Source organism: Marinospirillum alkaliphilum DSM 21637, from assembly GCF_900119735.1.
Taxonomy (GTDB): Bacteria; Pseudomonadota; Gammaproteobacteria; order Pseudomonadales; family Halomonadaceae; genus Marinospirillum; species Marinospirillum alkaliphilum.
Window position 1 is genome coordinate 384,522 of record NZ_FPJW01000002.1, and the last position, 25,149, is coordinate 409,670.

Here is a 25,149-nt window from a genome sequence, read left to right on the forward strand (position 1 = left end):
GATTTTTTCATTGTGAATACTTGGTGGCTTGCTGAGGTTTTGCAGCCAGATATTTGTGGCCGGCGGGTAGATCTGTCAATAGTGTGGAGCCTGCACCAAGGATAGCACCTTGCTCCAGATGTCGCCCTTGAACAACACAACTTCCCGGCCCCAGGTGGCACCTATCTTCAAGGTGGACATCACCACATAACATCACCCCCGGTGCGAGATGGCAATGTTTGCCCACCTTGCAATCATGATCAAGCTGGGCACCCGTATTGATCAGTGTGTTTTCATCAATTTTTACATCGGGTTGCAGAATACAGCCTGCCATGATCTGTACACCTTCAGCCAGCTCAACACCATCTGCAATGATGGCTGAAGGGTGTACCAGGGTTATAAAGGAGTAACCTGCTTCCTTGAACTGCTCAAACAGGGTTTGACGAAGGTTTTTTCCCGGCAGACTACCTACACCATTCGCCAGCAAGACAGTATTGGGTGGATACTGGTAAACATCAGCATCTTCCCCCAGCACTGGTAACCCTCGCCATTCTGTAATGCCTTTTTGCTTAAGCTGCGGGTCAATGACTCCTGACACCTGATGCTTAAATAACTGCAGCAGGTTTAAAACCACTTTGGCGTGTCCGCCTGCACCCACCAAAATGACTGGCAAACTCATAGTGCTTCGCCGGGCTGATAGTCTTTGCTGGCAGGTGTACCAAGATAATCCCAGTAATGTATGGCACTGATGCCTTGCCCGGTTCTGGCTGTGGTGAGTGTTGTTTTATCCAGCGTTTCACCCTGTTGAACCGCGTGAGCAACCAACAGGCTTTGCCGCGCTACCTGGCGCGTATCCCGCTCGGCAGGCAGCGGAATTTTTCGACCAGAACCAAGAATTTGTTCAACCGCACGCACTTGCTGAACAAGCTCCTTTAGCTCATGTGGTTCTAGAGAGGCTTTGTGATCAGGGCCAGGCAGGTGACGATCCAATGTAAAGTGCTTTTCGATAATTGTGGCACCGCGTGCTGCTGCTGCAACAGGCACCAATAACCCTTGTGTATGGTCAGAGTAGCCGACTGGCAGCGCGAAAGTGGCTCTCAGCGTATCCATGGCTTTCAGGTTGACTTGATCAAGCGGAGTCGGATAGCAGGATGTGCAGTGCAGCAACGTCACCTGATCTTTAATTGCTTCATAGGCTTGCGGCTGGCTCCAGAATTCCCAGGTTTCATTCAGGCTCCTGGGCTCCCGATCAAAAGAGTAGCCGTGTGCCAGAATTGCCAGCGCCTGTTCAACCTCACTCAGGGTTGCCATGCCTGTAGATAGAATGCAGGGCTTGCCTGTTGCCGCAAAAGCCCAAAGCAAACGCGCATTGGTAATTTCGCCAGAAGGAATCTTGTAAAAAGGTAAATCCAACGTCTGCAAAAATTCGAGGCTTTGCAGATCAAAAGCAGTGGAAATAAAGGTGATCCCTTTCTGCTCAGCATAATCCTGCAAGTCCTTATGCCAGCTTTCTTGCAGTTCGAGCTTTTTGAGCATCGCAAGCTGAGATTCAGATGTCTCAGTATTTTCTTTTTGGTACTGAGCTTTAGGTGCTGTTGCTGCAGCCAGGCGTTCTGCGTTAAAGGTCTGAAACTTGACAGCATCAGCGCCGGAATCAGCAGCAGCAGAAACTAACTGAAAAGCAAGGTCGCGTTCACCATTATGGTTTACGCCAGCTTCAGCAATGATCAAGGTGGAATTATTCATTTTCCGGATTCTGATTGAAATTAAAAAATTGTTTTGGTTTATATTCGGGTAAATCTCGAAGAAAGTTCAGTATTTGGTTGCAGGTGTCGCCCTGACCATAAGGGTTGGTAGCAATCTTTACCTGCTCTTGAAATTTTGAAGACAGTGACTTGGCTATTGCATTTCGAATGGACTGTGCGCTCGCCTGGCAATGAATAACAGACGATCCAGCGGCACGCCCCCTCTGTCGGATACCTATGTTGACAGTGGGCGTCTTCAGACTGGGCACCTCAATCAGCCCACTTGAAGAATTTCCTATTACCGCATCAGCATGGCAGGCTGCAGAAAGGTAACGCTGCGTACCGAGGGAGTTAACTGCAGCAGCTTGTTGTGGATATTGTTGAATATATCGCTTGATATGCTTAACAATGCAGTGCCCACCATGATCTGCATTTGGGAAAGTAAATAGCAGTTTATGCTGAGGAAAATTTTTCAGGACGTCCAGCAACTCAAGAAAAGTTTGCTCTGGGTCTTCGAGTTTCTCGCCGGAAGTAACCGGATGGTAGGTAATCAAGAAAAAGGAAACGCCAAGATCAAAGTTAAGGCTTTCGCTAAGTTCTGTGCGGCTAAGAATTTTTGTACGATAAATATTTTCCACACCAAGTGCACCACTATTGATCACGTATTTTGGGTTTTCGCCAAGCTGCAGGACACGTGAGCGATGCTCTTCATTGCTGACAAAGTGGTAGTGTGCCATTTTAGTAATGGCGTGGCGGATTGAGTCATCAATCGCACCTTCCGTGATTTCTCCGCCATGCAGGTGAGCTATAGGTATTTGCAGGATCATGGCTGTTTGTGCAATTGCCAATGCCTCAAATCGATCACCGAGAATCACCACGCAGTCGGGCTTTAGCCGTTCGAGAGAACCTGCAAAGCCGATGACACCAAGACCAACAGACTTGGCAATACCCTCCACACTTGATGACGAGAGGAGCATCTCAACCCTTTCGTTGATGTGGAACTCTTTCTCAATTTCATTAACTGTATAGCCAAACTCAGGAGATAGGTGCATTCCACTGACGATAAGCTGTAACTCCAGATCAGGATCAGCTTGAATTCCTTTCATCAGCCAATAGAGCAAGCCATATTCAGCACGTGTTCCAGTGAATACAGCAATCTTTTTCAAACTGAATCTCCTGACTTTACGCTGCTCGGCAAATTCACAACCCGCTCCTCAAGCCACTCTGCATTGGTGAGATCGCCGCGTCGACAATTTTGGTACATTGGCAGGTGACTCATCAGAGCCCAGATTGGGCGGGTCATCACTCCCTTGCAGTTTGTATGGTTTAACAGTTCGTCCCGCTGATTTTTGTTCTCACAAATCACCCCGTTCAACCAGTAGTTGGAACGGCAATCAGCTGGTTCGGTTATAAACTGCATGGATGAATTTTGAAAGAGGCTTTGATAGTTGCTTGCGAGTTCTCGTTTGATAGTTATGAGCTTTTCTAACTGCTCCAGCTGAGCACATCCCAATGCCGCGTTCAGATTCGGCATTCGGTAGTTGTAACCCAGTTCATCGTGAATGTACTCATAGCTGTGCGGCTTTTTGGCTGTGGTGGTAAGGTGCTTGGCTCTTGCAGCAGTTGGCTCATCCGCCAGAATCATACCGCCACCACCGGTTGTGATGATCTTGTTGCCGTTAAAGCTGAGTGCACCAATTTCACCAAAAGTTCCGGTATGTTGGCCTTTGTAGAAACTACCCAGGGACTCTGCAGCGTCCTCGACCAGAGCCAGGCTCCACTCACGAGTCACTCTTATTAAACTATCCAGCTCAGCAGGGTGACCAAAGGTATGCATAGGCACACAGGCACGAATCACTTTGTGATCAAGGCGGGTTCTGCACAAACCTTCAGCATCGACAAAGGCATTTTCTGACAACCATTGCTCCAAGGCTTGTGGTGATAATCCCAAAGTATCACGATCCACATCCACAAATACTGGCTCAGCACCACAGTAGGCAATGGCATTACAGGTCGCTACAAAAGTGAGCGGCTGGGTAATCACCAGATCACCAGACGCAACTCCTGCAAGCTTTAAGGCTATGTGTAAAGCTGCTGTACCATTCACGGCTGCAACTGCCTTGGGTGAGCCTGTGTAGCTGGCGACATCTTGCTCGAACCGATCCACATAGGCTCCTACACTGGACACAAAAGTAGACTCCAGGGTATCCACCACGTAATCTTTTTCGTGCCCGGAAAAAACAGGAGCGTGCAGGGGTATGACCTCCGATGTTTTGTAGTAGTCACGAATAAAGTCAATAAGCATGTCTGCACTTTTAGACATTGTATAAACCAGTTTTGTAGTGGCGCAGGTTTTCAGGCTGAGTAAACCAGTCTATTGTTTTCTTTAAACCATCCTTAATTTTGGTTTGTGGTTGGTATCCAGTTAAAGCGTGGAGTTTTTTGTTGCAGCCCCATAGTCGGAAAACTTCAGATTTCTCAGGTCTGATCCGTTGTTCATCGGTAATGAACTCAACATCGCTGTGCATCAGCTCACGAATGAGGTTGAGAGTATCTCCGACTGAAATTTCATAGTTAGATGCAATGTTCACTGTTTGACCGATGGCTGCGTCACATTCAGCCAAGGATAAAAAACCACGACAGGTGTCCTCAACATAGTTGAAGTCACGTGTGGGGGAGATATCACCGAGTTGAATGCTTTTCTCACCTGCTGCAATTTGAGTGATAATAGTAGGAATGACCGCTCGGGCAGATTGACGAGGGCCATAGGTATTAAAAGGCCTTGCAATTGTCAGAGGCAAATTGAATGCATTGTAAAAACTCATCGCCATAGCATCGGCAGCGATTTTTGAAGCGCTGTACGGGGATTGCGGTTGTAGTGGATGATTTTCGTCAATGGGTACGTATTGAGCTGTGCCATAAACCTCGCTGGTTGAAGTATGGATGACACGCTTTACTCCATTTTCCAAAGCTGCCTGGCAAATATTTAGTGTGCCTTTGATATTGGTATCAACATAGCTGTCCGGTGCTTGATAAGAATAGGGAATAGCGATCAAGGCTGCCAAGTGGAAAATCACATCCACATCTTTGGTGATATGTTTGCAGTAATGAGGGTCACGAATATCACCACTCAATACTTCTACTTGATCCAAGCAGTCAATATTGTCAAGCCAGCCCCAGGAGTTGAAGGAGTTGTATTGGGACAAGGCTCTGACCTGGTAACCTTGCTGTACAAGGATCTCTGTAAGGTGGGAGCCAATAAACCCATCGGCTCCTGTAACTAAAATTTTAGTCATTGCTTTATGCTTCTTTCTGGTTGTTATGCTTGTATTTTTCGGAGAATACTAAGCCTTTCTCTAATTGTTGGTTGTTCGTTGCTTGTATAACAAAACCTGCATTTTTCAATTTGAGATTTTGCATAAATAATTTCCTGATCGCTTAGGTATTGCTTGTACTTTCCGATATTTTTTAATGATTTTAGGGGGTCGAAGTGTTCGCCTTCATTGCTGATTGTTTTTGCATCAATACCAACAAATTCAAATATTTCATTTTTTGTTTTTTGGTAGTTCTTTACCAGGTCTTCAAATTTTATAACCTTTACGTTGTTCATTTTTCTAGCATAAGAATACATCAGTTCTCTCTCTCTTTCCTGATCTTCAATGAATTTTTTTATGTCTTTATATCCTTTGACGATCCAGAAAAAAGTAGAGTGTTCTTGGCAGTCTGCAATTTGGTCTAGAATATCCCTCTCCATTATGATTAGTTTTGATTCTTTGAACACTCTAGGCCATACATCAAAATCTGAGTAGGTCTTGATTGCCTGATCAAAAATCACATGGGTTATGTTTTCTTTTCCTGTTTTGCAAGGGATGTCGGAAATTTTTTCAATGTAGTCAGCTGCTACATTCAAAAAAGAGTCTCTCAGGCCATTTTTACTTTTGCTTTGAAATATCCTCTCGGATTCTTTTATGAATTCATCCCCCGCTATAAGCAGATGTTTTTTTAACTCTTGACTTACTGCCTGTACATTTTGGAATGGGTTTAATTTTATTGTGTTGATTAGATTTCTATACAGCATGGCCAGTTTTTTTTCTGGCGCACTTTCTACAGCGCTTGCAATTTCATCAAACCACCCGAGTGCGTATGCATGAAACTCAGGAAGTCCTGCTGACCTATTGTCTGGCATCATCCATACTTGTTCATGCTGGCGTAATAAGTCGCATACTGCACTAGATCCGGAATACCATAATCCAGTAATTAGTATCTTTTTCAATGTTGACTCCATTTAATGGATTTTTCTATTACTTTTATTTGGTCTGCTGCGAAAGATGTGTTGACAGTTCGGTCTTTGTTTTCGCTATTGGCCACCATCATGACCTCTTTTTTGCTAGCAAAACCAAATATTAGCTTCTTTGCTTCTATTCTTTTCAGTAGTTTCTTTGTTTGTTCAAGTGTTTTATTCTGATCGACTGTTTTTTCTTTTTGCCACATTCTAATGAGTGTTAGTAATGTAAAACTACATGCCAGACCGTGAGGCACGCCGTAGTGGCTGGTTAACGGGTAGGAGATGCTGTGTGCAATGGCTGTCCGTGTCTGACTGATGGCTAAACCTGCCAGCAGGCTTGCTTGTTGCATTTTCTCTCTGGCATCAAGATTTGCAGGTTCTTTCAGGGCAATCGGCAGTGCTTTATTGGCCAACTCAAGTGCCTGCCATGCCCAGGCTTCACTGACTGGGGTTTTGTTCTTGTTCCAGAGGGATTCCAGTGCGTGAGAGATGGCATCCAGGCCGGTATATAGGGTTTCATCATGTGGCAGTGTCAGGGTTAACTCTGGATCCATTACAGCCAGTATGGGGTAGACACAGTCACCGGTTACTGAGTGTTTTTTATGTTCACTCTGGTCCCAGACGGTTGCAAAAGGGGTAACTTCTGCACCAGTACCTGAGGTGGTGGGAATGGCAATGACCGGCAGGTTTATATTCCAGGCTTGACCTTTCCCTTCTCTTAAACTGGTTGCCAGCGGTTTTTCCAGTTCACTGGGGAGTGTCACCGACAGCACCTTGGCTGCATCCATGACACTGCCACCACCAAGGGCGATCAGCCCATCAATCTGTTGGGATCGATAACCAGCCGTTAATTGATCCAGATGATCCAGCTCTGGATTGGGAGTGATGCCGTCACAAACACTGATTTTAATCTGGGGTAACAGGTTCAGGATTTTTTCTGTCAAACAGCGACGGGTCGCTCCCGCAGTGGTGACCAATAACCAGTGCCCATCAGTCACTTCCTGTTCAAGCATCTCAAGGCAACCACGACCAGCCAGAATTCTGACGGGATTGTGGTGTGACCAGGTTGGGTTCATGACATGGCCACCTTCATGAAAGCCAGCTTGTTTTCTTCCGGTGTACTGGTTGGTCGGCCCAGATCATCCCGTGAGCCGGTCGTGATGCAAACTTCGAGCAGTACCGGGCCCGCTTGCTGGCTGAGTTGTTGCCAGGCATGTGTGAGTTCTTTTTCATTGCTGGCTTTGGCATAGGCGGTATAACCGCTGGCCTTGCTGATGGCTGCAAAATCCATCTGGTCAGCAATGGTGGGTTGACCACCTACAGACTCATGGGCAGCATTGTTGAGCAGTACATGAATCAAATTGGCAGGCTTTTGACTTCCTAGGATGGGTAAAGCCCCCAGGTGCATCAGGGCTGAGCCATCACCATCAATACAGATGACTCGCTTGCTGGGGTTGCCCAGTGCAACGCCCAGGGCAATCGAGGCGGTGTGCCCCATGGCACCAACGGTCAGGAAGTCACGCTGGGGTTCATTGCGTTCTACCCGTAGTTCAAATACCTCACGCGACGTTTTGCCGGTAGTGGAAACAATCAGATCCTCACCACTGAACGCAAGCAGGCAGCGAAGCGCTTCTTCCCGCTTCATGGTGGATTGCATGCCTGTCTGACGTTTGGTTTTGTATTTGGAGAAAGTGTCCTTGCGCACCAGCAAAGCAACCGGAGCACCGGTTATTTGCATGGTTTCAATGGCTTGATTCAGCACCTTCAAGCCATCCGATGCAGCATCCAGAATCTGGTAAGGAATTTCCAGTAAGTCCAGTTGACCGGGGGTCACTCGTCCCTGCTTGACGTGTTGAGGCTCATCTTTGACACCGGGCTCACCGCGCCAACCAATGATCAGCAGCATCGGGATGCGATAGACTTCTGGATCAGTCAGTGAGGTAAGCGGGTTCACGGTGTTACCCAGCCCGGAGTTCTGCATGTACACCGCAGCATAACGACCACTGCTGAGGTGGTAGCCGGCAGCCAGTGCAATGGCATTACCTTCGTTGGCCGTGATGATGTGCTCGCTCGGCTGACTGTGATCATCAATGTAAGCGCAGAGGCTGGAGAGCAGGGAATCCGGTACGCCGGCAAACAACTGGATACCGGAAGCCTTCATGGCATTGTAAAACTGGTCAGGTGCAATCATGGGTTACTCTGCCACTGTGTTATTTGGTGCCGGGAATCAGTTCCAGGATGTCTTTAATGGGCAGCATGTCTGCATCACATTCTGCAGAACGCTTGTGCTCAAGAATGGACTGGGCTGTTTTCAGCATGGCTGGGTAGGCACTGCGCAGTAGCTGGTTAGCATAGATGACGATATTGACGCCGTGATCCTGCAGCTCGTCTTCAGTCACTGTATTGTAGCTGGAAGGCACAGCAACCAGAGTTTTACGATTTTCCAGAGTGTTATAACGACGGCAGAATTCAAAAATTTCAGCAGGATCTTTTTTGCGGCTGTGAATCATGATGCCATCGGCACCGGCTTCCAGATAGGCTTTGGCACGAGCGAAAGCGTCATCAATGCCCTTATCCAATATCAGGCTTTCGATACGAGCAATAATCATAAAATCATTAGTGGCCTGAGCTTGTTTACCGGCCTGAATTTTCAAACAGAAGTTTTCGATGCTGTCCTGAGTTTGTTCAACATCGGTACCAAACAGGGAGTTTTTCTTCAGCCCGGTTTTATCTTCAATGATGGCAGCAGAAACACCTAAGCGTTCCAGTGTGCGAACAGTAAATTTGAAATGCTCCAGCTGACCGCCAGTATCGGCATCATAAATAATAGGCTTAGTGGTGACTTCAAGCACTTCATTCAGCGTGGTCATGCGAGCAGAAACATCGACTGCTTCAATATCCGGTTTGCCCTTGGCAGTAGAGTCAGTCAGACTGCTGCCCCACATGCCGTCAAATTCTCGTTTGCCCTGCGGAGTATCAATGCTGGTGTTTTCAATGATCAGACCGCTGAGTGCATTGTGGATATCCAGAAAGCGCAACAAGGGCTTGACTTTGAGCATGCGGCGCAGGGATTTGAGGCGCACATCAGGAGTGGTACCGATTTCTTTCAGCGCCTTGTTCAGTTGAGTGGAAGAAATGCCTTGAGTGTAAGGGACTTCAACCAGCTCGCCACCCCACTGCGCAAGGGTATCAATCACCCGCTGACGGGTTTTTTGCTGCACGCCGGTTTTCCAGTCATCGCCATGCACCACGTAGTCCGGTTTCAGACTTTCCAGATTGGGCACATAATCCAGAGTGGTCTGTGGGATAACTCGGCTGACCCCTTTGATGTTTTCAATGACTTGCTTGCGCTGTTCAAACTCCATGTAGGGAACACGCTTGTAGGTGGCAATGGCTTCATCTGTCAAAAGCCCAACCACCACTTCACCTAGCTCCTGGGCTTTTTTCAGAATATTCAGATGCCCAGGGTGAACCAGGTCGGCACTCATGCCGACATAAACCATTTTATTTTTCATTGAGTATTTTGCTTTGATGATTGGTTTTGAGTTTTAAAAAGCTTCTGGCTACAGGGTAGGAGATTCATGATCATCTAATAGATAGTAGTTCAAATTGGTGTCTATAAGCGTGTGCTGGTGTGAGTGCAAATCGAGAAGTGTTTGCTGCACATAGTTGAGTCTTTATTGGTTCTCGTAGGCACCAGGGAAAACGCATGAAACCCCTTATGCTGCAAGGATTGTAGCCAGATAGCTTTCACTCATTGCCGCCTTCTTCTGCTTGCGCTTGATCCCAGCTTTGAAACTGGTTTCGCTTTTCAGGTAGTTCATTGCAATGTGCCTGATGCCCGCCAGGTTTTCTGAGGCCATGTCTCTGCGTATCCGGCAGGCATCTTCATTCATGCCAACATCCAGGCACCAGTGTAATTTGGTCTCAATAAACCAGTGCTGGCGTGCTGCATCAGCCAGCTCACGAGCACTCAGGTCTTTGGAGCTAATGTAATAGGGTACCGTCGCATTTTCAGGGATCTGGTCACCTTCCTGTGTAGTGGTCAACTAATTCCGGACAGTGTTTTAAGTTTTTCTTCTGCTGCCATGGGTGATATCCCACCGTTGAACACATCAGGCCTTTTCTGGTTGTAGTAACCCATCAGGTATTCAGCAATATCGCGCTTTGCCTCTGACAGGTTCCTGTATCCGATTGTCGGTACCCATTCAGTCTTCAGGCTGCGGAATAACCTCTCCATCGGTGCGTTGTCCCAGCAGTTTCCTCGTCGGCTCATGCTCTGCTTCATCTGGTAACGCCATAACCGCTGGCGGAACTTCCGGCTGGCATACTGACTTCCCTGATCTGAATGGAACATCACCTGAGCAGGCTGGTCTCGTTGTTCCCAGGCATGATCCAGTGCTTTGACCACCAGGTCTGCATCAGGGCTTGATGACATTGCCCAGCCCACCACTCGACGCGCATACAGATCCAATACAACCGCCAGATAACTCCAGCGCTGGCCACTCCAGATATAGGTGATGTCACCACACCAGACTTGATTTGGCTGCTCTGCAACAAACTCCCGGTCCAGATGGTTGGGTATGTCCACTCGCTCCACCGTGGCTTGCTTGTAAGCATGAGGCCCCGGCTGCTTGCAGATTAATCCCAGTTCACGCATCAGGCTCCGAACCTTGAAGCGACCGACCTGAATGCCTTCCTGTTCAAGTAGCCCCTTGATGGATCGACTGCCAGCAGCACTGCGACTTTTCTTGAAAAGCCGATTAACATTGGCTTTCAGAGTCAGACGTTCAACATCAATGCAGTTCCGGCGCTGCCGGTGCTCGTAGTAACTGGAACGACTGATTTCAAAGGCTGCACAGACCATTTCAACCGGCAGTTGCTCACTCAACTGGTCTATCAGCGCGTAGGATTCATTCCGTCCGACATCAAGAGAGCAGTAGCCTTTTTTAATATTTCTTTTTCCATTTCAAGGCGTTTACAGCGGGCTTCCAGCTCCTGTATTCGCCGCTGATCCGGTGTCAGTGCCTTGCCCTTTGGGGTGATCCCGTTGCGCTCATCAGTCAGTTGGTTGACCCAGCGGCGAATGGCGCTTTCACCAACACCAAGAGATACACATGCTTGTTGAATGCTATAGCCTTGATCCAGCACCAGGCTGGCAGCTTCCTGTTTGAATTCAGGAGAAAATGAACGTCGTTTCTGGGGCATCTGACACCTCGCTTAGGGTGGTGATTTTACCACCTACGTTGGTGTCCGGTTTTATTGAACCACTACACTGTCTGAAAGACACCACTACCCCCAGTTTTTTCAAGCCTGCCCATTCGTAGGTGAAGTCAAAGAAGCTATCCGGCAGGTCGCTGACGATGTGGTGCCTGGTTTCCAGGCGCCCTTGGCTTTTTTCCTGGATACTGTACGAGCACCCTCATAAGTGGCGACCTTGTGCATTGGAAAATGGGCGGTGAAGGCATCCGCCAGTTTAGGCTGGTTGGCTTTCACGGCCAGTAGGTAATCCGCGCCCTGGTTAATGATCTCCAAGGCAATCTTCTTTTGACACCCCATGGCATCAATGGTGACCAGACAACCGTGCAGGTTCAGCAGTTTTAACAGCTCTGGAATGGCGGTGATTTCGTTGGACTTCTCTTCTGTCTTGATCTGCCCCAGTACCACGCCATTGGCTGCACTGAAGGCGCTGATCATGTGGGTTGCGCCTTTCTTGCGGCTTTTATCGTAAGAGCCTCTCAGCGTTTTGCCATCGATGGCAATCACTTCCCCCGCACTGACGGTATGGCAATCCTGCATCCAGTCTGCAAAGACACGCTGAAACTGTTTGGGGTTGATCATACCAACCACTCGGGCGATAGTGTCTGCACTGGGAATGCCTGCCTCAAAATCACCATAACTTCTCAGAAAATCCTGTTTAGCTTCACCAAAGTCTTCAATCTCATCCCAGCCTTCTGCACCACAGATCACTGCACAGATCGTCAGCAGCAAAATATCCGTCAGCTTGTGTTCAATTTTCCAGTCTTGCCGGAAGTCTTTGATAACAGAAAGGTGCTCTACAAGGGATGGGGTTTTCATGATTGACCTTTACAAAAGGTTCATCAAATCACATCATGCCAATCGGTGTACATTGAAAATTTCAAACCTGCCTGTATGCCGCGCCATTACTGGTGGTTTCATGCGTTTTCCCCGGCACGCTACCGCCCCAGGATTCAGTGGCGTTTTCCTGAGGGCCGGCTGCTTCAATGCATGGGTTTGACTGATACTTCAGTCATTTTGGTTGGTAACCTAGCATGCACCAATGCCTTTGCCTAGAGTGCTTTTGTTAACCCCTTTCACCACTCCCGCTTGACTGTTGGTATTTTCCTGCGTTTCAGGTATTCGCCGCTGGTGATGCTGGTGACCCAGTCGGGGTTGTTGAGGTACCAGCTAATGGTGGTTTCCAGTGCTGTTTTTAACGGGGTGGTGGGTAACCATTCATTCGGCAGGGGTTGGGGTTTTTTAAGTGGTTCGCTGGTTTTGGGTGAGTAGTAGCCTGCCAGTTCCTGGATTCCGGGTTCTGCAAAAGTGATCAGGTTACGGAAATTGAAAGGTTGTGGCTGCAGTCGTCGAGGATGTCACAGATCTGGCAGGTCAGTTCCAGTCGTGAAATCCGGTGTGATTTGTGAATCTGGTAGCTGCATCCGGGTTGGCCGCTGACCAGCAGTTGGTTGATGCCAGTTTTATTTTTTTCAATGAAGTTGGGCGAATACTTCCGGGTGCTGCTCTGCGATACGCAGTAGTGCCAATGCTGGCCCTTGTGGCTCCCTGCGACCTTGCTCCCAGTCTTGGAGGGTCCGCATGCTGACACCCAGTAACGCAGCAAATGCTGATTGTGAGATTTTTAATTTTGAACGAATGACTTGCGGCGGTGAAGGCTCCGAAAGCTGCGTGACTTTCAGTTGAACCTTGCCTCTTTTGTATTCTTTAATTTCCCTGATGCCATCAAGGATTTCGGTGCCGATATTGCGTTCACTCATGTTCGATTACCTCTGCGATCTGTTTCAGAATATGGCCTGGAATCGTGGCTCGTTCTGACTTGCTATAGATAGTTAACATCCAGATTTCATGATCCGGTTTTTTCCAGTAGTAAATCACCTGGACACCTCCACTTTTCCCTATCCCTTCAACTGCCCAGCGAACCTTTCTTACTCCGCCTGAGCCTTTTACAAGATCACCTGCATCCGGCTTTTGCATTAAATAGGTCTGTAGCGCTCGATACTCTTCATCAGCCAGGTAGGACGGTAGGAGTTTTGTAAAGCTGCTGGTTTCAATAAATAACATATTATCAACTATACGGCGTTGCCGTATCTTTTTCAAGGTCGCTATCATGACTGATATGGGTTGCCACATTCATCCGGTAACACCCTTGGAGCAATTGCAAGGGTGCAGGTGCGTTTTACCAAGGCTTCTTGGGTGTCGGTGTTTTCCTGCGTTTCAGGTATTCGCCGCTGGTGATGCTGGTGACCCAGTCGGGGTTGTTGAGGTACCAGCTGATGGTGGTTTCCAGTGCTGTTTTTAACGGGGTAGTGGGTAACCATTCATTCGGCAGGGGTTGAGATTTTTTAAGTGGTTCGTTGGTTTTGAGTGAGTAGTAGCCTGCCAGTTCCTGGATTCCGGGTTCTGCAAAAGTGATCAGGTTACGGTAACTGGAGGGTTGTGGCTGCAGTTCGTCGAGGATGTCGCAGATCTGGCAGGTCAGTTCCAGTCGTGAAATCCGGTGTGATTCGTGAATCTGGTAGCTGCATCCGGGTTGGCCGCTGACCAGCAGTTGGTTGATGCCTTCGATCAGGTCTTGTACATAAATCCACTGATCTTCGATTTCACCTTCGGTGATGCTGATGTGTTTGCCATCCAGTGCCGTCAACAGGGTGTTGGGAATCAGGTGTTCGGGAAACTGGCAGGGGCCAAAGCTGGCGGGGCAGGCCAGCGTGAGGGCGGGCAGCTGATAGGTGTTATGCCAGGTCAGCACCAGCTCTGCGGCACTTTGTCGGCTGTAACAACAGGGGGAGGTGTTGTGGGTTGATGGGGTGGGGTGCAGGTAAATCAGGCGAAAGCTTTGCTGGCGTTGAGCGGGTAGTTCCTGATGGTATGCGCGTACGGCTTCCAACAGGTTGAGTGTGCCGAAGCAGTTGTTTTGGATGGTGTTGTCGGGAGATTCGATGGAGTTGCTGATGTTGTTGGTGGTGGCCAGGTGCAGCAGGGCATCGGGCTGAAATTTTTCAAGCTCCAGTAGCAGGCGCTGTTGATCCAGCAGGTCGACTTGTTTAAAGGTGTAGCGCAGTGAGTTACGGGCTCGGCCAAGGGAGCGGGTGTTGGATGTTTCAGTGAGTTTGTCGAGATTGGTGACCTGGTTGTTGGTGTTGTCCACCTGGTAGTGGATCATGTTTGAACCAATAAAACCTGTGCCGCCCGCGATCATGAGCTTCATGAGACCTCCTTGTATTGCTGCTTGTCCTTTGATCCTGCAGGTCAGACTTTAGGCAATACGCAAGGTGAGACCATGATGTTGATCAATAAATGATCGATTAATGTCGGATGGGGCTGTTCACTGGCACTCTTTTGTGGAGTAAATGGTTATACCAACTCGGTCAATGTGCTCTTTCAAGAGCGGGTTGGTCAGTTCCTGGTAGTTCAGCAGGTCAATACTGATGGGCAGGTTGGTATCTTCCAGTTCCAGTTTGATCTGAGCCAGCTGGTGGCGATTGAGCTGACCTTTAAGTGCCAGATCAAGATCGCTACGTTGATGATAGTTACCTTTAGCTCTGGAGCCGTAAACCATTGCCTGTTCGATTTCAGGATGGTTGGCAAAGCATTGCAATACCATCTGCAGCTGATGGGGCTCAAGGCCGATCTGCAGGTTCATCAAGGTTGGCCTCCAGCAGCATCAGGTGTAAGTCTTCGAGGGCAGGTAGGTAGTCTTGTCGCAGGGTTTGGATAACGGCTTCAAACTTTGTGAAGTCATAGGTGTGGCTCATCAGGTTGCGATCACCGATCATTTGCAGCCAGAGTTCTGCCTGATCAAGGTATTTTGCACTGTAAGCCTGACGGATGATGGATTTGGGTGAAATCTGGTCGAGTACCAGTCCATCAGCTTCCATCTTGTATTTAAGCACTTTCCAGGCCAGCTCGAAGGTGTATTCAAAGCGTTGAATGATCCCTTCTTTCTCCAGTTGGCTCAGTGATGCCGCATCCAGCTCCAGTGCTGAGCGCAGTAGATTAAAAGCCCTGCTGAAATTGCTGAAACGCTGCTTCCAGCGGACATCCATATTGGTCATGGCATCAAGCTCCCCTGTCTGTTTGACGCAGCAGGTGCATCGATGCTGCTCCTGTGGCGCCAGTGGTTCCTTTCACTATAACACGAGCACTGACTGCCTTCGCAGGCTAAGAGGCCTCTTCCTGAGGTTGTGATGTTACTTCTTCTCAGCAACAGCTTTTCTGGCGCTGTGGTCTGTCGCCCATGGTGTGCAGGCGCTGCAGTTCTTCGCTGATGTAACCGGCTTTGACCTTGTAAAAGTCTTCCAGCAGCTGGCGCGTCCATTCGTCTGCTGCTGGTTTGATGCTGTAATAAACCCACTGCCCCTGGCGGCGATCGATCAGCAGGCCGCAGCTGCGCAGTTGAGCCAGGTGACGGGAGATTTTAGGCTGGCTGTCATTCAGTGCATGGGTGAACTCGCAGACGCAGAGTTCACCTTCTGCCATCACCAGCAGCAGCAGTTTACAGCGGGTGTCGTCACTCAGGCATTTAAAAAACTGTGCAGGGGTCAGCATATCAGGGTCCTTACTGGGTCCTTATAGGGTACCGCGAGCTTCTTTCCAGGCAAACCAGGCAAAAAACACTGCCATGGTCAGGTAGCCGTATACAAAATCCGGTGCGGCATGTATGCCAAGTTTTGGCGCATGCATCAAGCCAATGAAGGACAGGCCTGCCGCAATAACAGCAAAGAGTGTGGCACGACGGAACTGGCGATCTATCACGCTGACGGCCATGGCACCGAACAGAATGGCGGTGAACATGGCGCCCTGGCCAAGCACCACAATGCCTTCCGAAATGCCACTGACCACATCACCGGCGCCCCGATTGAAGCGGGTCATCACGTAGTTGGCAAAATAGGGCAGCATCGCCAGTGCCACAGCCGGATAATAGCGGGTGTCATTGGTCTGGAAGGCGGTGGCAATCATCGACATGCCAACAAACACCAGAATCGGTGCCACCACAGAAACCGGGATCAATGCTGCCAGGAAGGCGATCAGGCCGAACAGGGTGGCGAGGAAGTACACGGCGCCATTCAGCAGGCTGTAACCACGCCCGGCATTCATCCATTTGGCACCCACGGTGGCAATGTACACGGTGGTGGGGAACAGGCCGCCGAATACTGCACCCAGCATGGTGCCGACACCATCCACCGCCTGACATTCACGCACATCGTACTTGTCGCCGGCAGCTTCCATGGCTTCCACGTTGTTCATGGTTTCAATGGCGTTGTAGAGGGTGATGGGCAAAATCACCGTGAGCAGTGCCACACCGATGGTGAACAGCAGTCCCAGTCCTTCAAACCAGGCCAGTCCCGGCAGGATGGGATAAAAACCGAAGTGGGTGAAGGCGTCAGTGATTTTGCTGCTGTCAGAAGCGCCGATCAGGTAAGCCAGTGCAGTGCCGATGATGATGGCAAAAAGTGACGCGGGAATGTTGAACGGCAGCGCCACACGTGCCACCAGACCGACCAGGATGATGGCCAGTACCAGCAGGCCGATCACCGGCATTTCCAGGGTTTTGAACAGCATTTCACCGGCAATGAAGGTCAATGCCACGCCGGCCACGGCACCGAGCATGGCCGCACGGGGCAGGTGTTTCTGTACCCAGTTGCCAACCAGGCTGATGATGACTTCAATCAGGCCGCTGATGAAGCAGGCTGCCACAGCAATTTTCCAGGCCAGCTCGGCATCACCGGTCAGGGTTTTGGCAGGCAGCAGCACACCGAACAGGAATACAAACATCACCGGGGTGCTGATGCCGTAAGACAGCGCCGTGACATCTGCACGGTTTTCCTTGCGAGCCAGGCGGCTGGCGCTCCAGGCGTAATAGAAGTTGCCGAACATCACCGCTACGGCGGCACCGGGCAGTACCTGGCCGAATACAATGCTGGCTGGAAAGCCCATGCCTAACAGGGTGATGGCAATGATGACAAAGTTGGCGATGTTATTTTGAAAAAGGGCAAAGAAGGCGTCCGTGTCTTCTTTTTTGTACCAGGGGTAGTGAATCGGTTGCGATGCCATGCGGCAGGCCTCTGAATAAAAATAAAGAGGCGGATTTTAGCAGCTGCATGGCCTCAGCAGAAGTTTATTGCATCGTGGTCAGTTGGCCGGTCTGGTAATCCTGGAAAGCCTGCTGAATTTCTGCCGGTGTGTTCATTACAAACGGGCCGTAGTGAGCAATCGGCTCCCGCAGTGCCGGGCCGGTCAACAGCAGCACACCGGTATCAGCATCACCAGCCTGCAGTATCACCTGCCCGTTTTCCGGCATGAAGCTGGCGAGCTGGCCGCTGCGTACTCCCTGTGCCAGGTCGCCCTGATACACATACGCATGAACCGAGCGACCTTCTGGCTGTTGCAGGGTCAGGCTTGCTCCGGCCTTGAGCTGCAGGTCAGCCAGTGCTGCCTGTTCGCCCACCTGAGGCAGGTCGCTGCTGGCTTCTCCCGCGCTGGTTTGCCAGTGCCCGGCGATGGCTTTTAAGTGGCCGCTTTCCCAGTGCAGGTGCCCCATCTCAGCATCGCGCAGGTCACGGTACTGGGGCGCTTGCATCTTGCGGTGAGACGGCAGGTTGATCCAGATCTGGAAACCATGCAGGCCATCACTGTCCAGCAGCGGCATTTCCGAGTGAATCACACCGTGAGCGGCACTCATCCACTGGGCATCACCGGCGTGCACTTCGCCGCGGTTGCCCATGGAATCTTCATGGGTCAGGCCGCCGTGCAGGATGTAGGTCAGGGTTTCAAAACCCCGGTGCGGATGGGGTGGAAAGCCTCCGATGTAATCCTCTCTGGCGGACGCCTTGAGTTCATCCAGCATCAGGAAAGGGTCCATTCCGCCACCAAAGTCGTGGATGCGGCGGATTTTCACACCGGCACCATCCTGAGTGGGCTGGGCGTTGCGAAGGTTTCTGGGGGTGGTGAGTTGGTTCATGGTGGTTGTGAATTGGCTCATGGGGTATCTCCTCTATTAACCATGCACTTAGCTTATATGCTGATGCATCGAATAAAAATCGCAAAAAATGCCTGCTTTTGTTCGATTTTATGTGGTGTGACTGGGGGTTCATTTTTTGTTCCTACCTAGTGCTTTGGTGCACTTGCGAGATGCGGCGGTTTGTCGCACCATGCGCGGCATTCGGATCAGTGATATCCGCCCCTTTTTTGTGTGAGCGAACTCATGCCAGACCCTTTCTTTTTTCTGCCTTTTAAACTAACCAAGGAAACACACCATGACTGCTGCGTATGCGCAGGGTTTGCTGAAGAATTTTCTCGGCAACGCCCCTTACTGGTACAAATACCTGATCCTCCTGTTTTTGATCATTAACCCAGTGATGCACTGGCTGCCAGGGCCCTGGACGGCTTTGGCAGGTTGGGTGCTGCTGGCACAATTCATTTTCACCCTGGCGATGGCCCTGAAGTGTTATCCCTTGCTGCCCGGTGGATTGCTGGCCTTGCAGGCAGTGGCATTGGGTATGACCTCGCCGGAAATGGTGCTTTACGAGGTGCGTCATAATCTGGAAGTGATCCTGCTGCTGATGTTTATGGTGGCGGGCATCTATTTCATGAAGCAGCTGTTGCTGTTTGTGTTCACCAAAATGCTGGTGGGGGTGCGTTCCAAGTCACTCTTGTCCTTTATCTTCTGTGCCGCAGCCGCCTTGTTGTCTGCCTTTCTGGATGCGTTAACGGTGACTGCCGTGATTATTTCAATTGCGGTGGGGTTTTATTCGGTTTATCACCGGGTGGCATCGGGTCAGGAGTATCACCAGCATAGCCATGACCACGGCAATGATCTGAGCATCATTGAAGCTCAGCGAGAAGATCTGGAGCAGTTTCGGGGTTTCCTGCGCTCTCTGTTGATGCATGGTGCCATAGGCACTGCGCTTGGCGGGGTGGCCACCATGGTGGGTGAGCCTCAGAATTTGTTGATTGCCAAGGAAGCCGGTTGGGGTTTCAGTGAGTTCTTTCGTGAAATGGCACCGGTGAGCCTGCCAGTGCTGGTGGCTGGGTTATTCACCTGCCTGCTGCTGGAAAAGGTTAAACCCCTGGGTCGCAGTTTTGGTTATGCTGGGCGTTTACCGGGTCGCGTACGGGCGATACTGGAAGACTTTGATCGTTACCAGACCGAAAAACGTACACCGCGTGAAACGGTGCAGCTGTTGGTGCAGGCTGTGGTGGCGGTGTTTCTGGTGTTGGCATTGGCTTTTCATGTCGCTGAAGTGGGCTTGATTGGTCTGGCTGTGATTGTGTTGCTGACCAGTCTGAATGGCATCAATGAGGAGCATCAGATCGGTAAGGCGTTTCAGGAGGCACTGCCGTTCACGGGTTTGCTAGTGGTGTTTTTCACCATTGTGGCGGTGATTCACAGTCAGCAGATGTTCCAGCCTTTTATTGAATATGTGCTGAGCCAGCCGTTGGAGCGGCAGCCCGGCCTGCTGTATTTTGCCAATGGTCTGTTGTCGGCCATTTCCGATAATGTGTTTGTAGCCACGGTTTATATCGGGGAAGTGAAAGCCGCCTTTCTGCGTGGTGACATCACGCGTGAGCACTTTGAATTGCTGGCGATTGCCATCAATACCGGCACCAATCTGCCCAGTGTTGCCACACCCAATGGCCAGGCGGCGTTTCTGTTCCTGCTGACCTCTGCCATTGCACCGCTGGTGCGCCTGTCCTATGGTCGTATGGTGTTGATGGCCATGCCTTATACGCTGGTGATGGGTGGTGTAGGCTTCTGGGCGGTGACTCACTGGTTGTGATCTACCGATAACTGAATGAGGTCGGATGGATGTCGCGGGCAACCCTTGAACAATGGCGCATGTTGAAAGCAGTGGTGGATCACGGTGGCTTCAATCAGGCTGCTGCGGTGGTGCACAAGAGTGCTTCCAGCATCAATCATGCGGTGCATAAGCTGCAGGATCAGTTGGGTGTGCAGCTATTGGTGGTGGAAGGCCGCAAGGCACTGTTGACGGAGGCCGGTCAGGCACTGTTGCGTCGGGCCAGCTTGTTGCTGGAGGAAGCCGCATCGCTGGAGGATGCCGCCGAGCGACTGGCGCTGGGGGTTGAAGCGGTGGTGCGTCTGGCAGTGGATCAGATTTTTCCACCGGATCTGCTGGCTCAGGTGTTGGCAGATTTTTCTGCGGCCTGGCCAGGCACCCGTATTGAACTGCGTGAAAGTGTGCTGTCCGGCGGGGTGGAGCTGCTTTATGGCGGTGAAGTGGATCTGTTGATCAGCGGTATGCCGGTGCAGGGGTTTCTGGGACTGCCGCTGATGCCGGTGAGTTTTGTTTGTGTGGCGCACCCGGATCATCCGCTGCACCAGTTGCAACACCCGTTGAGCTTGAAGGATTTGCAGCGGCACCGTCAGTTGGTGGTACGGGATTCAGCCACGGCGCACCGGGTGGATGCCGGTTGGTTGAAGGCTGAGCAGCGCTGGACGGTAAGCCATGTGGCAACATCCATTCGCATGCTGGAACTGGGACTGGGTTTTGCCTGGTTGCCGTTAAGTCTGATCGAGCCAGCCCTGCAGGCCGGTCGATTAAAAACCCTGGCGTTGCCGTTTGAAGGGTTGCGCCAGGTGCCCTTGCAGTTGATTCAGGCTGATCCGGACACCGCTGGCCCGGCTACCCGTGCACTGGTGGCGGCATTTCTGGCTACTGCCGGGGGCTCTGATGATTCTGTTGTTGCTCCAGCAGCCGGCTGACGGTTTCCGGTGAACCGGTATGCCGGGCCAGCAGGTTGTAAGTCAGCGGCACCACCAGCAGGGTCAGCAAGGTGGCCAGCGCCACGCCTGAAAACACCACCAGCCCGATGGCTTGACGACTTTCTGAACCGGCACCTGTGGCCAGCAACAAGGGCAGTGTACCGATCAGGGTGGTGGCTGCTGTCATCAGGATCGGGCGCAGGCGGCGACGGGATGCCTCCAGAATCGCAGCCCGGAACTCCAGCCCCTGATCCCTCAATTGGTTGGCAAACTCCACGATCAGGATGCCATTTTTGGCTGACAGGCCGATCAACATGATCATCGCCAGCTGGGTGTAGATGTTGATGGTTTCTCCGGTCCACCAGAGTCCCAGCATCGCTCCGGCCAGCCCCAGCGGCACCGTCAGCAGCACCACAAAGGGGTGCACAAAACTTTCAAACTGGGCTGCCAGCACCAGAAACACGATCACCAGTGCCATCAGAAAAATGATTTCGATGGCTGCTGAGCTGGTGCGATAGTCCAGTGATTCACCCCGGTAATCAATCAATGCATAGGGTGGCAGCAATTCAGCGGCCAGTGCATCCAGGTAATCCAGTGCTTCACCCAGCGAATAACCCTCGGCCAGCGAAGCCGACAGGGTAATGGCCCGGTTGCGGTTGTAGTGAGGCAGGCGCGGGGTTTCACCCACTTCTTCAAAACTGACCAGGTTGTCGAGCCGGATCAGTTGTCCGCCCTGATCGGAACGAATCAGCAGTTTGCCCAGATCATCCAGTTCCTGCAGTGCTCTCGGCTGGCCGACCAGCCAGACATCATATTCGCGGCCACGCTCTTCAAAACGGGTGATGGCACGACCACCCAGCATCACTTCAAGGGTTTCACCCATCCGCTGTGCAGACACGCCGAGCAAGGCTGCCCTTTCCCGGTCAATGCGGGCACGCACCTGCGGCTGGGTTTCGTTGAAGTCGGTGTCCATGTCCACCAGCCCCGGGTTGTCTGCGGCGGCACGCATCATAATGCCGGCCCATTCCTGCAGCTCTTCATAACTGCTGCCACCGAGTACAAAACGCACGGGGGCACCACCACCGCCGGTCAGGGCTGAACGCACCCTGGGAATGATCACCACATCCGGAATGTCAGCCATCAGCCTGCGAATGTCAGCCAGTACCGTAAAGGCATCATCCGGCCGCTGGTTCCAGGGTTTCAGGCTGAGGATCAGGAAGCCTGAGTTATCGCCCTGGGTTGAGAAACCCGGTGCCTGCAGTGTGATGTTGCTCAGGTTCGGGCCATCCAGCAGCGGTAACAGGCGCTCTTCCACCTGCATCATGCTGTCCCGCATGCGGGCCGCACTGGCACCTTCCTGGCCGCGCACAAAAATGAAGATGGAACCCTGATCTTCCTGGGGGGCATAGGCTCTGGGCAGCTGACTGAATCCCCAGCCGGTGCCGCTCAAAGCCAGAATCAGTACCAGCAGGGCCAGCCAGCGGTGGTTGAGGCCGACTTCCAGTAATCGTCGGTAGTGTTTCTCCAGCCAGTTTAACAGGCGGTGCATCAGGCGCTGACGCTCGCCGCTGGAATGAGCCTTCAGCAGCTTGGAGCAGAGTACCGGGGTCAGGGTCAGTGCAATCAGGCTGGAGAAGGCCACGGCCGCTGCCAGTGTAAGGGCATACTCACGAAAGAATTGCCCGGCGGTGCCTTCCAGAAAAATGATTGGTACAAAGGTGGCAATCAGTACCGTGGTGGTGGCAATGACGGCAAAACCGACTTCACGGATGCCGGTCCAGGCGGCCAGCAGTGGCGGTTTGCCTTCATCCAGATGGCGGTGGATGTTTTCCAGCACCACAATGGCGTCATCCACCACCAGGCCAATGGCCAGCACCAGTGCCAGCAGAGTCATCAGATTGATGGAAAAACCGAACAGGGCAATGCCAATGAATGCCGCAATCAGGGATACCGGTACGGTGATGGCGGGAATCAGGGTGGCGCGTGGTGTGCCGAGGAAAATGAAGATCACCAGCACCACCAGCAGCATGGCCAGGCCAAGCGTGAAATAAACCTCGTTTATGGCACTCTGAATGAAGATCGAGGCATCAAAGGTGGTGTCCAGGTCCGCACCATCGGGCAGGAAGGGGCGGAAGTGATCCAGCTCCTGCTTGACGGCAGCAATGACATCCAGCGGGTTGGCGGTGGATATGGGCTCGATGGCCAGGCCGACCACATTGCGGCCATTGGAGCGAAACACCTGATCGGTATTGCGTGCACCAGTACTGATCTGGGCAACATCACCCAGGCGAATGGTTTGTTGGCCATCACTGCGTAGCACCAGCCTTTGGAAATCCTCCAGCCGGTTGTAGTCGCGGCTGATCTGGATTTGCAGGGTGCGTTGAGGGCCTTGTAAACGTCCGGCACGCAGCTCCAGATTTTCCTGGCGCAGGGTGCTGATGATATCGTTGACGGTGAGTTGGCGGGCATTCAGGGCATCAGGATCAAGCTCAACCCGCATCACCTGATCCTGGGCGCCGAGCAGCAGCACATTGCTGACACCACTTACCAGGCTTAAACGCTCCTGCAGGGTACGGCGGGCATAATCGGTCAGTTCCAGTCCGGTCATGCGGGTGCTGCCCAGAATGATGTAAAGAATGGCTTCTTCGGTGGCGCTGCGTTTCATCACCAGGGGGGTGTCCGCATCATCGGGTAGCTGGCGCATTACCCGTGCGACTGCTTCACGGACATCATTGGCGGCGTTATCCAGATCGCGGCGTTCACTGAAGGTGATGACAATACGAGAGATACCGCGGGCGGAGTTGGACTGAATGGTGCGAATGCCTTCAATGCCCGATAACTGATCTTCAATCGGGTTGGTGATCTGCAGCTCCACCACTTCGGCTGAAGCGCCCGTGTAGCTGGTCATCACCACCACTTCCGGGCGGGTGACATCCGGGTATTGGCGCAGTGGCAGTTGTTGCCAGGCCATCAGCCCGAAGGTCAGCAGCAGCAGGCTGATCACCAGCGCAAACACCGGGCGGCGGACAGCCGTCTCGGATAACTTCATACCTGTTCATCCGGCGCGGCAGCACGCACCCGCAAACCATCACGCAGCTTGACCACACCCTGGTCCACCACCTGTTCACCCGCTTTCAGGCCGGAAAGTATCTCCGCCTGTTCACCGCGAGTGGCACCGACCTCAACAATGCGGCGCTGGGCGATACCCTGTTCGTTAACCACAAACACGGCTTTTTCCTGACCACGAAACGTCAGGCTGCGAGTGGGAACAACCAGTGCCTGGCGACTGGCGGTTTCCAGTGTCAGGGTGACCAGCATGCCGGGGCGTAATAACCCGGCAGAATTATCCAGGCGAGCCTGCAGGGGCAGGTTGCGGGTGGTTGGATCAATGCGGGTGCCGATGAAGCTGACCTGGCCTTTAAAAGCCTGTTCTGGCCAACTGCTGCTGCGTGCCTGCAGTTCCAGTCCGGTATGCAGCAGCGGCAGGTGGCGTTCGGACAAGGCAAAGTCGATTCGCATCTGGCGGGTGTCGTCCAGGGTAGTGATCAGGCTGCCGCTATCCAGCAGCATGCCGGGAGTGGCCTGATGCTGGCCCAGAAAACCGGAGAAGGGTGCCAGAATCCGGTAGCGCTCCACTTCTGCCTGGTTGGCCAGTAATTGGGCACGGGCATTTTCCACGTTAGCCTGCTGGGCATCCAGCTGGTCACGGGAAATGGATTGGTTTTGATGCAGTTGGTTGAAGCGCTGCAACTGGCGCTCGGCTTCACGCAAATGGATTTCTGCTTGTTGCAGGCGCGCTCGGGCTTCACGGTCATCCAGTTGCACCAGCAGTTGACCCTGTTCGACCCACTCACCTTCCGGCAGGTGCAGCGCCACGATGCGACCACTGACCTGAGTGCGCAGGTCAGTGGATTGCCAGGCGCGCAGGGTGCCGGACGCATGGAGTTGCTGGCTGAAAGTTTGCTGGCGTACTTCGGTCAGGGTCACTGCCACACCCTGCTGGGCATGGAGTGACAGACCGGGTAACAAGAGCAGCAAGCCGGTCAGCCAGAGTTGAAGCAGCAGTGATGGATGTCTGGTATTCATGGTCACTTCTGGCTGATTTTTATCAAAAAGGTTCCGCCTGGAAGACTCTGATTCTGCCATTGAAGTGT

General features: G+C 51.8%; 23 protein-coding genes and 1 pseudogene. 2 read left to right on the forward strand and 22 right to left on the reverse strand.

Features of this window, described 5'->3' with window-relative positions:
* Positions 1-7: 7 nt before the first annotated feature.
* From BT114_RS05030 to BT114_RS05135, 20 genes and pseudogenes are all read right to left on the reverse strand, one after another.
* Positions 8-658: an acetyltransferase gene (locus BT114_RS05030; protein WP_072325226.1), complete on the reverse strand. Its 651-nt coding sequence runs from the start codon at positions 656-658 to the stop codon at positions 8-10.
* Complete coding sequence (gene neuB, locus BT114_RS05035) at positions 655-1,725, reverse strand: N-acetylneuraminate synthase (RefSeq protein ID WP_072325227.1); 1,071 nt, start codon at positions 1,723-1,725, stop codon at positions 655-657. The genes BT114_RS05030 and neuB overlap by 4 nt, the downstream gene beginning before the upstream one ends.
* The gene (neuC, locus tag BT114_RS05040; protein WP_072325228.1) at positions 1,718-2,890 is read right to left on the reverse strand and encodes a UDP-N-acetylglucosamine 2-epimerase; all 1,173 of its coding nucleotides are present in this window, start codon (positions 2,888-2,890) and stop codon (positions 1,718-1,720) included. The genes neuB and neuC overlap by 8 nt, the downstream gene beginning before the upstream one ends.
* Positions 2,887-4,029: a LegC family aminotransferase gene (locus BT114_RS05045; protein ID WP_218163454.1), complete on the reverse strand. Its 1,143-nt coding sequence runs from the start codon at positions 4,027-4,029 to the stop codon at positions 2,887-2,889. Before BT114_RS05045 ends, neuC begins: the two co-directional genes overlap by 4 nt.
* A 10-nt stretch (positions 4,030-4,039) precedes the next feature.
* Positions 4,040-5,020 (reverse strand): NAD-dependent 4,6-dehydratase LegB, encoded by a 981-nt coding sequence (locus tag BT114_RS05050; protein WP_072325230.1) that lies wholly within the window; start codon positions 5,018-5,020, stop codon positions 4,040-4,042.
* 23 nt (positions 5,021-5,043) lie between these two features.
* Positions 5,044-5,997, reverse strand: a complete 954-nt coding sequence (locus BT114_RS05055) for a sulfotransferase (RefSeq protein ID WP_177247046.1) — start codon at positions 5,995-5,997, stop codon at positions 5,044-5,046.
* Complete coding sequence (locus BT114_RS05060) at positions 5,994-7,085, reverse strand: phosphonoacetaldehyde reductase (protein WP_072325232.1); 1,092 nt, start codon at positions 7,083-7,085, stop codon at positions 5,994-5,996. Before BT114_RS05060 ends, BT114_RS05055 begins: the two co-directional genes overlap by 4 nt.
* Positions 7,082-8,200 carry a phosphonopyruvate decarboxylase gene (gene aepY / locus BT114_RS05065; RefSeq protein WP_072325233.1) on the reverse strand — a complete coding sequence of 373 codons (1,119 nt, stop codon included), beginning with the start codon at positions 8,198-8,200 and terminating at the stop codon, positions 7,082-7,084. Before aepY ends, BT114_RS05060 begins: the two co-directional genes overlap by 4 nt.
* Before the next feature lie 19 nt (positions 8,201-8,219).
* The gene (gene aepX, locus BT114_RS05070; RefSeq protein WP_072325234.1) at positions 8,220-9,524 is read right to left on the reverse strand and encodes a phosphoenolpyruvate mutase; all 1,305 of its coding nucleotides are present in this window, start codon (positions 9,522-9,524) and stop codon (positions 8,220-8,222) included.
* A 204-nt stretch (positions 9,525-9,728) separates the two neighbouring features.
* Positions 9,729-10,058: an ISAs1 family transposase gene (locus BT114_RS05075; protein WP_072325235.1), complete on the reverse strand. Its 330-nt coding sequence runs from the start codon at positions 10,056-10,058 to the stop codon at positions 9,729-9,731.
* A protein-coding gene (locus BT114_RS05080) for an IS3 family transposase (protein ID WP_143142763.1) occupies positions 10,055-11,217 on the reverse strand; the annotation gives its coding sequence in 2 pieces (ribosomal slippage) (positions 10,055-10,962 and positions 10,962-11,217; 1,164 coding nt in all). Before BT114_RS05080 ends, BT114_RS05075 begins: the two co-directional genes overlap by 4 nt.
* A gap of 70 nt (positions 11,218-11,287) precedes the next feature.
* Positions 11,288-12,087: pseudogene (locus tag BT114_RS05090) on the reverse strand (ISAs1 family transposase); the annotation flags it as partial.
* 653 nt (positions 12,088-12,740) lie between these two features.
* Positions 12,741-13,028, reverse strand: coding sequence for a helix-turn-helix domain-containing protein (locus BT114_RS05100; protein ID WP_072325239.1), 288 nt, complete (start codon positions 13,026-13,028; stop codon positions 12,741-12,743).
* On the reverse strand, positions 13,021-13,401 hold the full coding sequence (locus BT114_RS05105; protein ID WP_245770390.1) for a type II toxin-antitoxin system RelE/ParE family toxin: 381 nt from the start codon (positions 13,399-13,401) through the stop codon (positions 13,021-13,023). Before BT114_RS05105 ends, BT114_RS05100 begins: the two co-directional genes overlap by 8 nt.
* Positions 13,402-13,447: 46 nt before the next feature.
* The gene (locus BT114_RS05110) at positions 13,448-14,479 is read right to left on the reverse strand and encodes a GDP-mannose 4,6-dehydratase (RefSeq protein ID WP_072325240.1); all 1,032 of its coding nucleotides are present in this window, start codon (positions 14,477-14,479) and stop codon (positions 13,448-13,450) included.
* A 117-nt stretch (positions 14,480-14,596) separates the two neighbouring features.
* On the reverse strand, positions 14,597-14,914 hold the full coding sequence (locus BT114_RS05115; protein ID WP_072325241.1) for a nucleotidyltransferase domain-containing protein: 318 nt from the start codon (positions 14,912-14,914) through the stop codon (positions 14,597-14,599).
* Positions 14,892-15,326 (reverse strand): nucleotidyltransferase substrate binding protein, encoded by a 435-nt coding sequence (locus BT114_RS05120; RefSeq protein WP_072325242.1) that lies wholly within the window; start codon positions 15,324-15,326, stop codon positions 14,892-14,894. The genes BT114_RS05115 and BT114_RS05120 overlap by 23 nt, the downstream gene beginning before the upstream one ends.
* Positions 15,327-15,471: 145 nt before the next feature.
* Complete coding sequence (locus BT114_RS05125; protein ID WP_072325243.1) at positions 15,472-15,819, reverse strand: metalloregulator ArsR/SmtB family transcription factor; 348 nt, start codon at positions 15,817-15,819, stop codon at positions 15,472-15,474.
* A 21-nt stretch (positions 15,820-15,840) separates the two neighbouring features.
* Complete coding sequence (locus BT114_RS05130; protein ID WP_072325244.1) at positions 15,841-17,325, reverse strand: uracil permease; 1,485 nt, start codon at positions 17,323-17,325, stop codon at positions 15,841-15,843.
* Positions 17,326-17,389: 64 nt separating this feature from the next.
* Entirely contained in the window at positions 17,390-18,253 is an 864-nt protein-coding gene (locus BT114_RS05135; protein WP_218163455.1) for a pirin family protein, read from the reverse strand.
* A 274-nt stretch (positions 18,254-18,527) separates the two neighbouring features.
* On the opposite strand from BT114_RS05135, the gene nhaB reads away from it, so the two are divergent.
* Together nhaB and BT114_RS05145 are read left to right on the forward strand one after the other, a co-directional pair.
* Entirely contained in the window at positions 18,528-20,051 is a 1,524-nt protein-coding gene (nhaB, locus tag BT114_RS05140; protein WP_072325245.1) for a sodium/proton antiporter NhaB, read from the forward strand.
* A gap of 29 nt (positions 20,052-20,080) precedes the next feature.
* A complete protein-coding gene (locus tag BT114_RS05145) occupies positions 20,081-20,995 on the forward strand; it encodes a LysR family transcriptional regulator (RefSeq protein WP_084661928.1) in 915 nt (304 codons plus the stop codon).
* Here BT114_RS05145 and BT114_RS05150 read toward each other — a convergent pair.
* A complete protein-coding gene (locus BT114_RS05150; RefSeq protein WP_072325247.1) occupies positions 20,946-24,044 on the reverse strand; it encodes an efflux RND transporter permease subunit in 3,099 nt (1,032 codons plus the stop codon). The genes BT114_RS05145 and BT114_RS05150 overlap by 50 nt on opposite strands.
* A complete protein-coding gene (locus BT114_RS05155; protein ID WP_177247047.1) occupies positions 24,041-25,081 on the reverse strand; it encodes an efflux RND transporter periplasmic adaptor subunit in 1,041 nt (346 codons plus the stop codon). The genes BT114_RS05150 and BT114_RS05155 overlap by 4 nt, the downstream gene beginning before the upstream one ends.
* Positions 25,082-25,149 lie beyond the last annotated feature (68 nt).

Excerpts from the sequence above, each read along its gene's own strand:
- BT114_RS05135 (WP_218163455.1), bottom strand. The coding sequence starts at position 18,253 with ATGAGCCAATTCACAACCACCATGAACCAACTCACCACCCCCAGAAAC.
- BT114_RS05155 (WP_177247047.1), bottom strand. The coding sequence starts at position 25,081 with ATGAATACCAGACATCCATCACTGCTGCTTCAACTCTGGCTGACCGGC.
- aepX (WP_072325234.1), bottom strand. The coding sequence starts at position 9,524 with ATGAAAAATAAAATGGTTTATGTCGGCATGAGTGCCGACCTGGTTCAC.
- BT114_RS05045 (WP_218163454.1), bottom strand. The coding sequence starts at position 4,029 with ATGCTTATTGACTTTATTCGTGACTACTACAAAACATCGGAGGTCATA.
- BT114_RS05115 (WP_072325241.1), bottom strand. The coding sequence starts at position 14,914 with ATGAACCTGCAGATCGGCCTTGAGCCCCATCAGCTGCAGATGGTATTG.
- BT114_RS05105 (WP_245770390.1), bottom strand. The coding sequence starts at position 13,401 with ATGTGGCAACCCATATCAGTCATGATAGCGACCTTGAAAAAGATACGG.
- BT114_RS05050 (WP_072325230.1), bottom strand. The coding sequence starts at position 5,020 with ATGACTAAAATTTTAGTTACAGGAGCCGATGGGTTTATTGGCTCCCAC.
- BT114_RS05100 (WP_072325239.1), bottom strand. The coding sequence starts at position 13,028 with ATGAGTGAACGCAATATCGGCACCGAAATCCTTGATGGCATCAGGGAA.
- BT114_RS05130 (WP_072325244.1), bottom strand. The coding sequence starts at position 17,325 with ATGGCATCGCAACCGATTCACTACCCCTGGTACAAAAAAGAAGACACG.
- BT114_RS05145 (WP_084661928.1), top strand. The coding sequence starts at position 20,081 with ATGTCGCGGGCAACCCTTGAACAATGGCGCATGTTGAAAGCAGTGGTG.
- aepY (WP_072325233.1), bottom strand. The coding sequence starts at position 8,200 with ATGATTGCACCTGACCAGTTTTACAATGCCATGAAGGCTTCCGGTATC.
- nhaB (WP_072325245.1), top strand. The coding sequence starts at position 18,528 with ATGACTGCTGCGTATGCGCAGGGTTTGCTGAAGAATTTTCTCGGCAAC.
- BT114_RS05125 (WP_072325243.1), bottom strand. The coding sequence starts at position 15,819 with ATGCTGACCCCTGCACAGTTTTTTAAATGCCTGAGTGACGACACCCGC.
- BT114_RS05120 (WP_072325242.1), bottom strand. The coding sequence starts at position 15,326 with ATGACCAATATGGATGTCCGCTGGAAGCAGCGTTTCAGCAATTTCAGC.
- BT114_RS05110 (WP_072325240.1), bottom strand. The coding sequence starts at position 14,479 with ATGAAGCTCATGATCGCGGGCGGCACAGGTTTTATTGGTTCAAACATG.
- BT114_RS05030 (WP_072325226.1), bottom strand. The coding sequence starts at position 658 with ATGAGTTTGCCAGTCATTTTGGTGGGTGCAGGCGGACACGCCAAAGTG.
- BT114_RS05060 (WP_072325232.1), bottom strand. The coding sequence starts at position 7,085 with ATGAACCCAACCTGGTCACACCACAATCCCGTCAGAATTCTGGCTGGT.
- neuB (WP_072325227.1), bottom strand. The coding sequence starts at position 1,725 with ATGAATAATTCCACCTTGATCATTGCTGAAGCTGGCGTAAACCATAAT.
- BT114_RS05150 (WP_072325247.1), bottom strand. The coding sequence starts at position 24,044 with ATGAAGTTATCCGAGACGGCTGTCCGCCGCCCGGTGTTTGCGCTGGTG.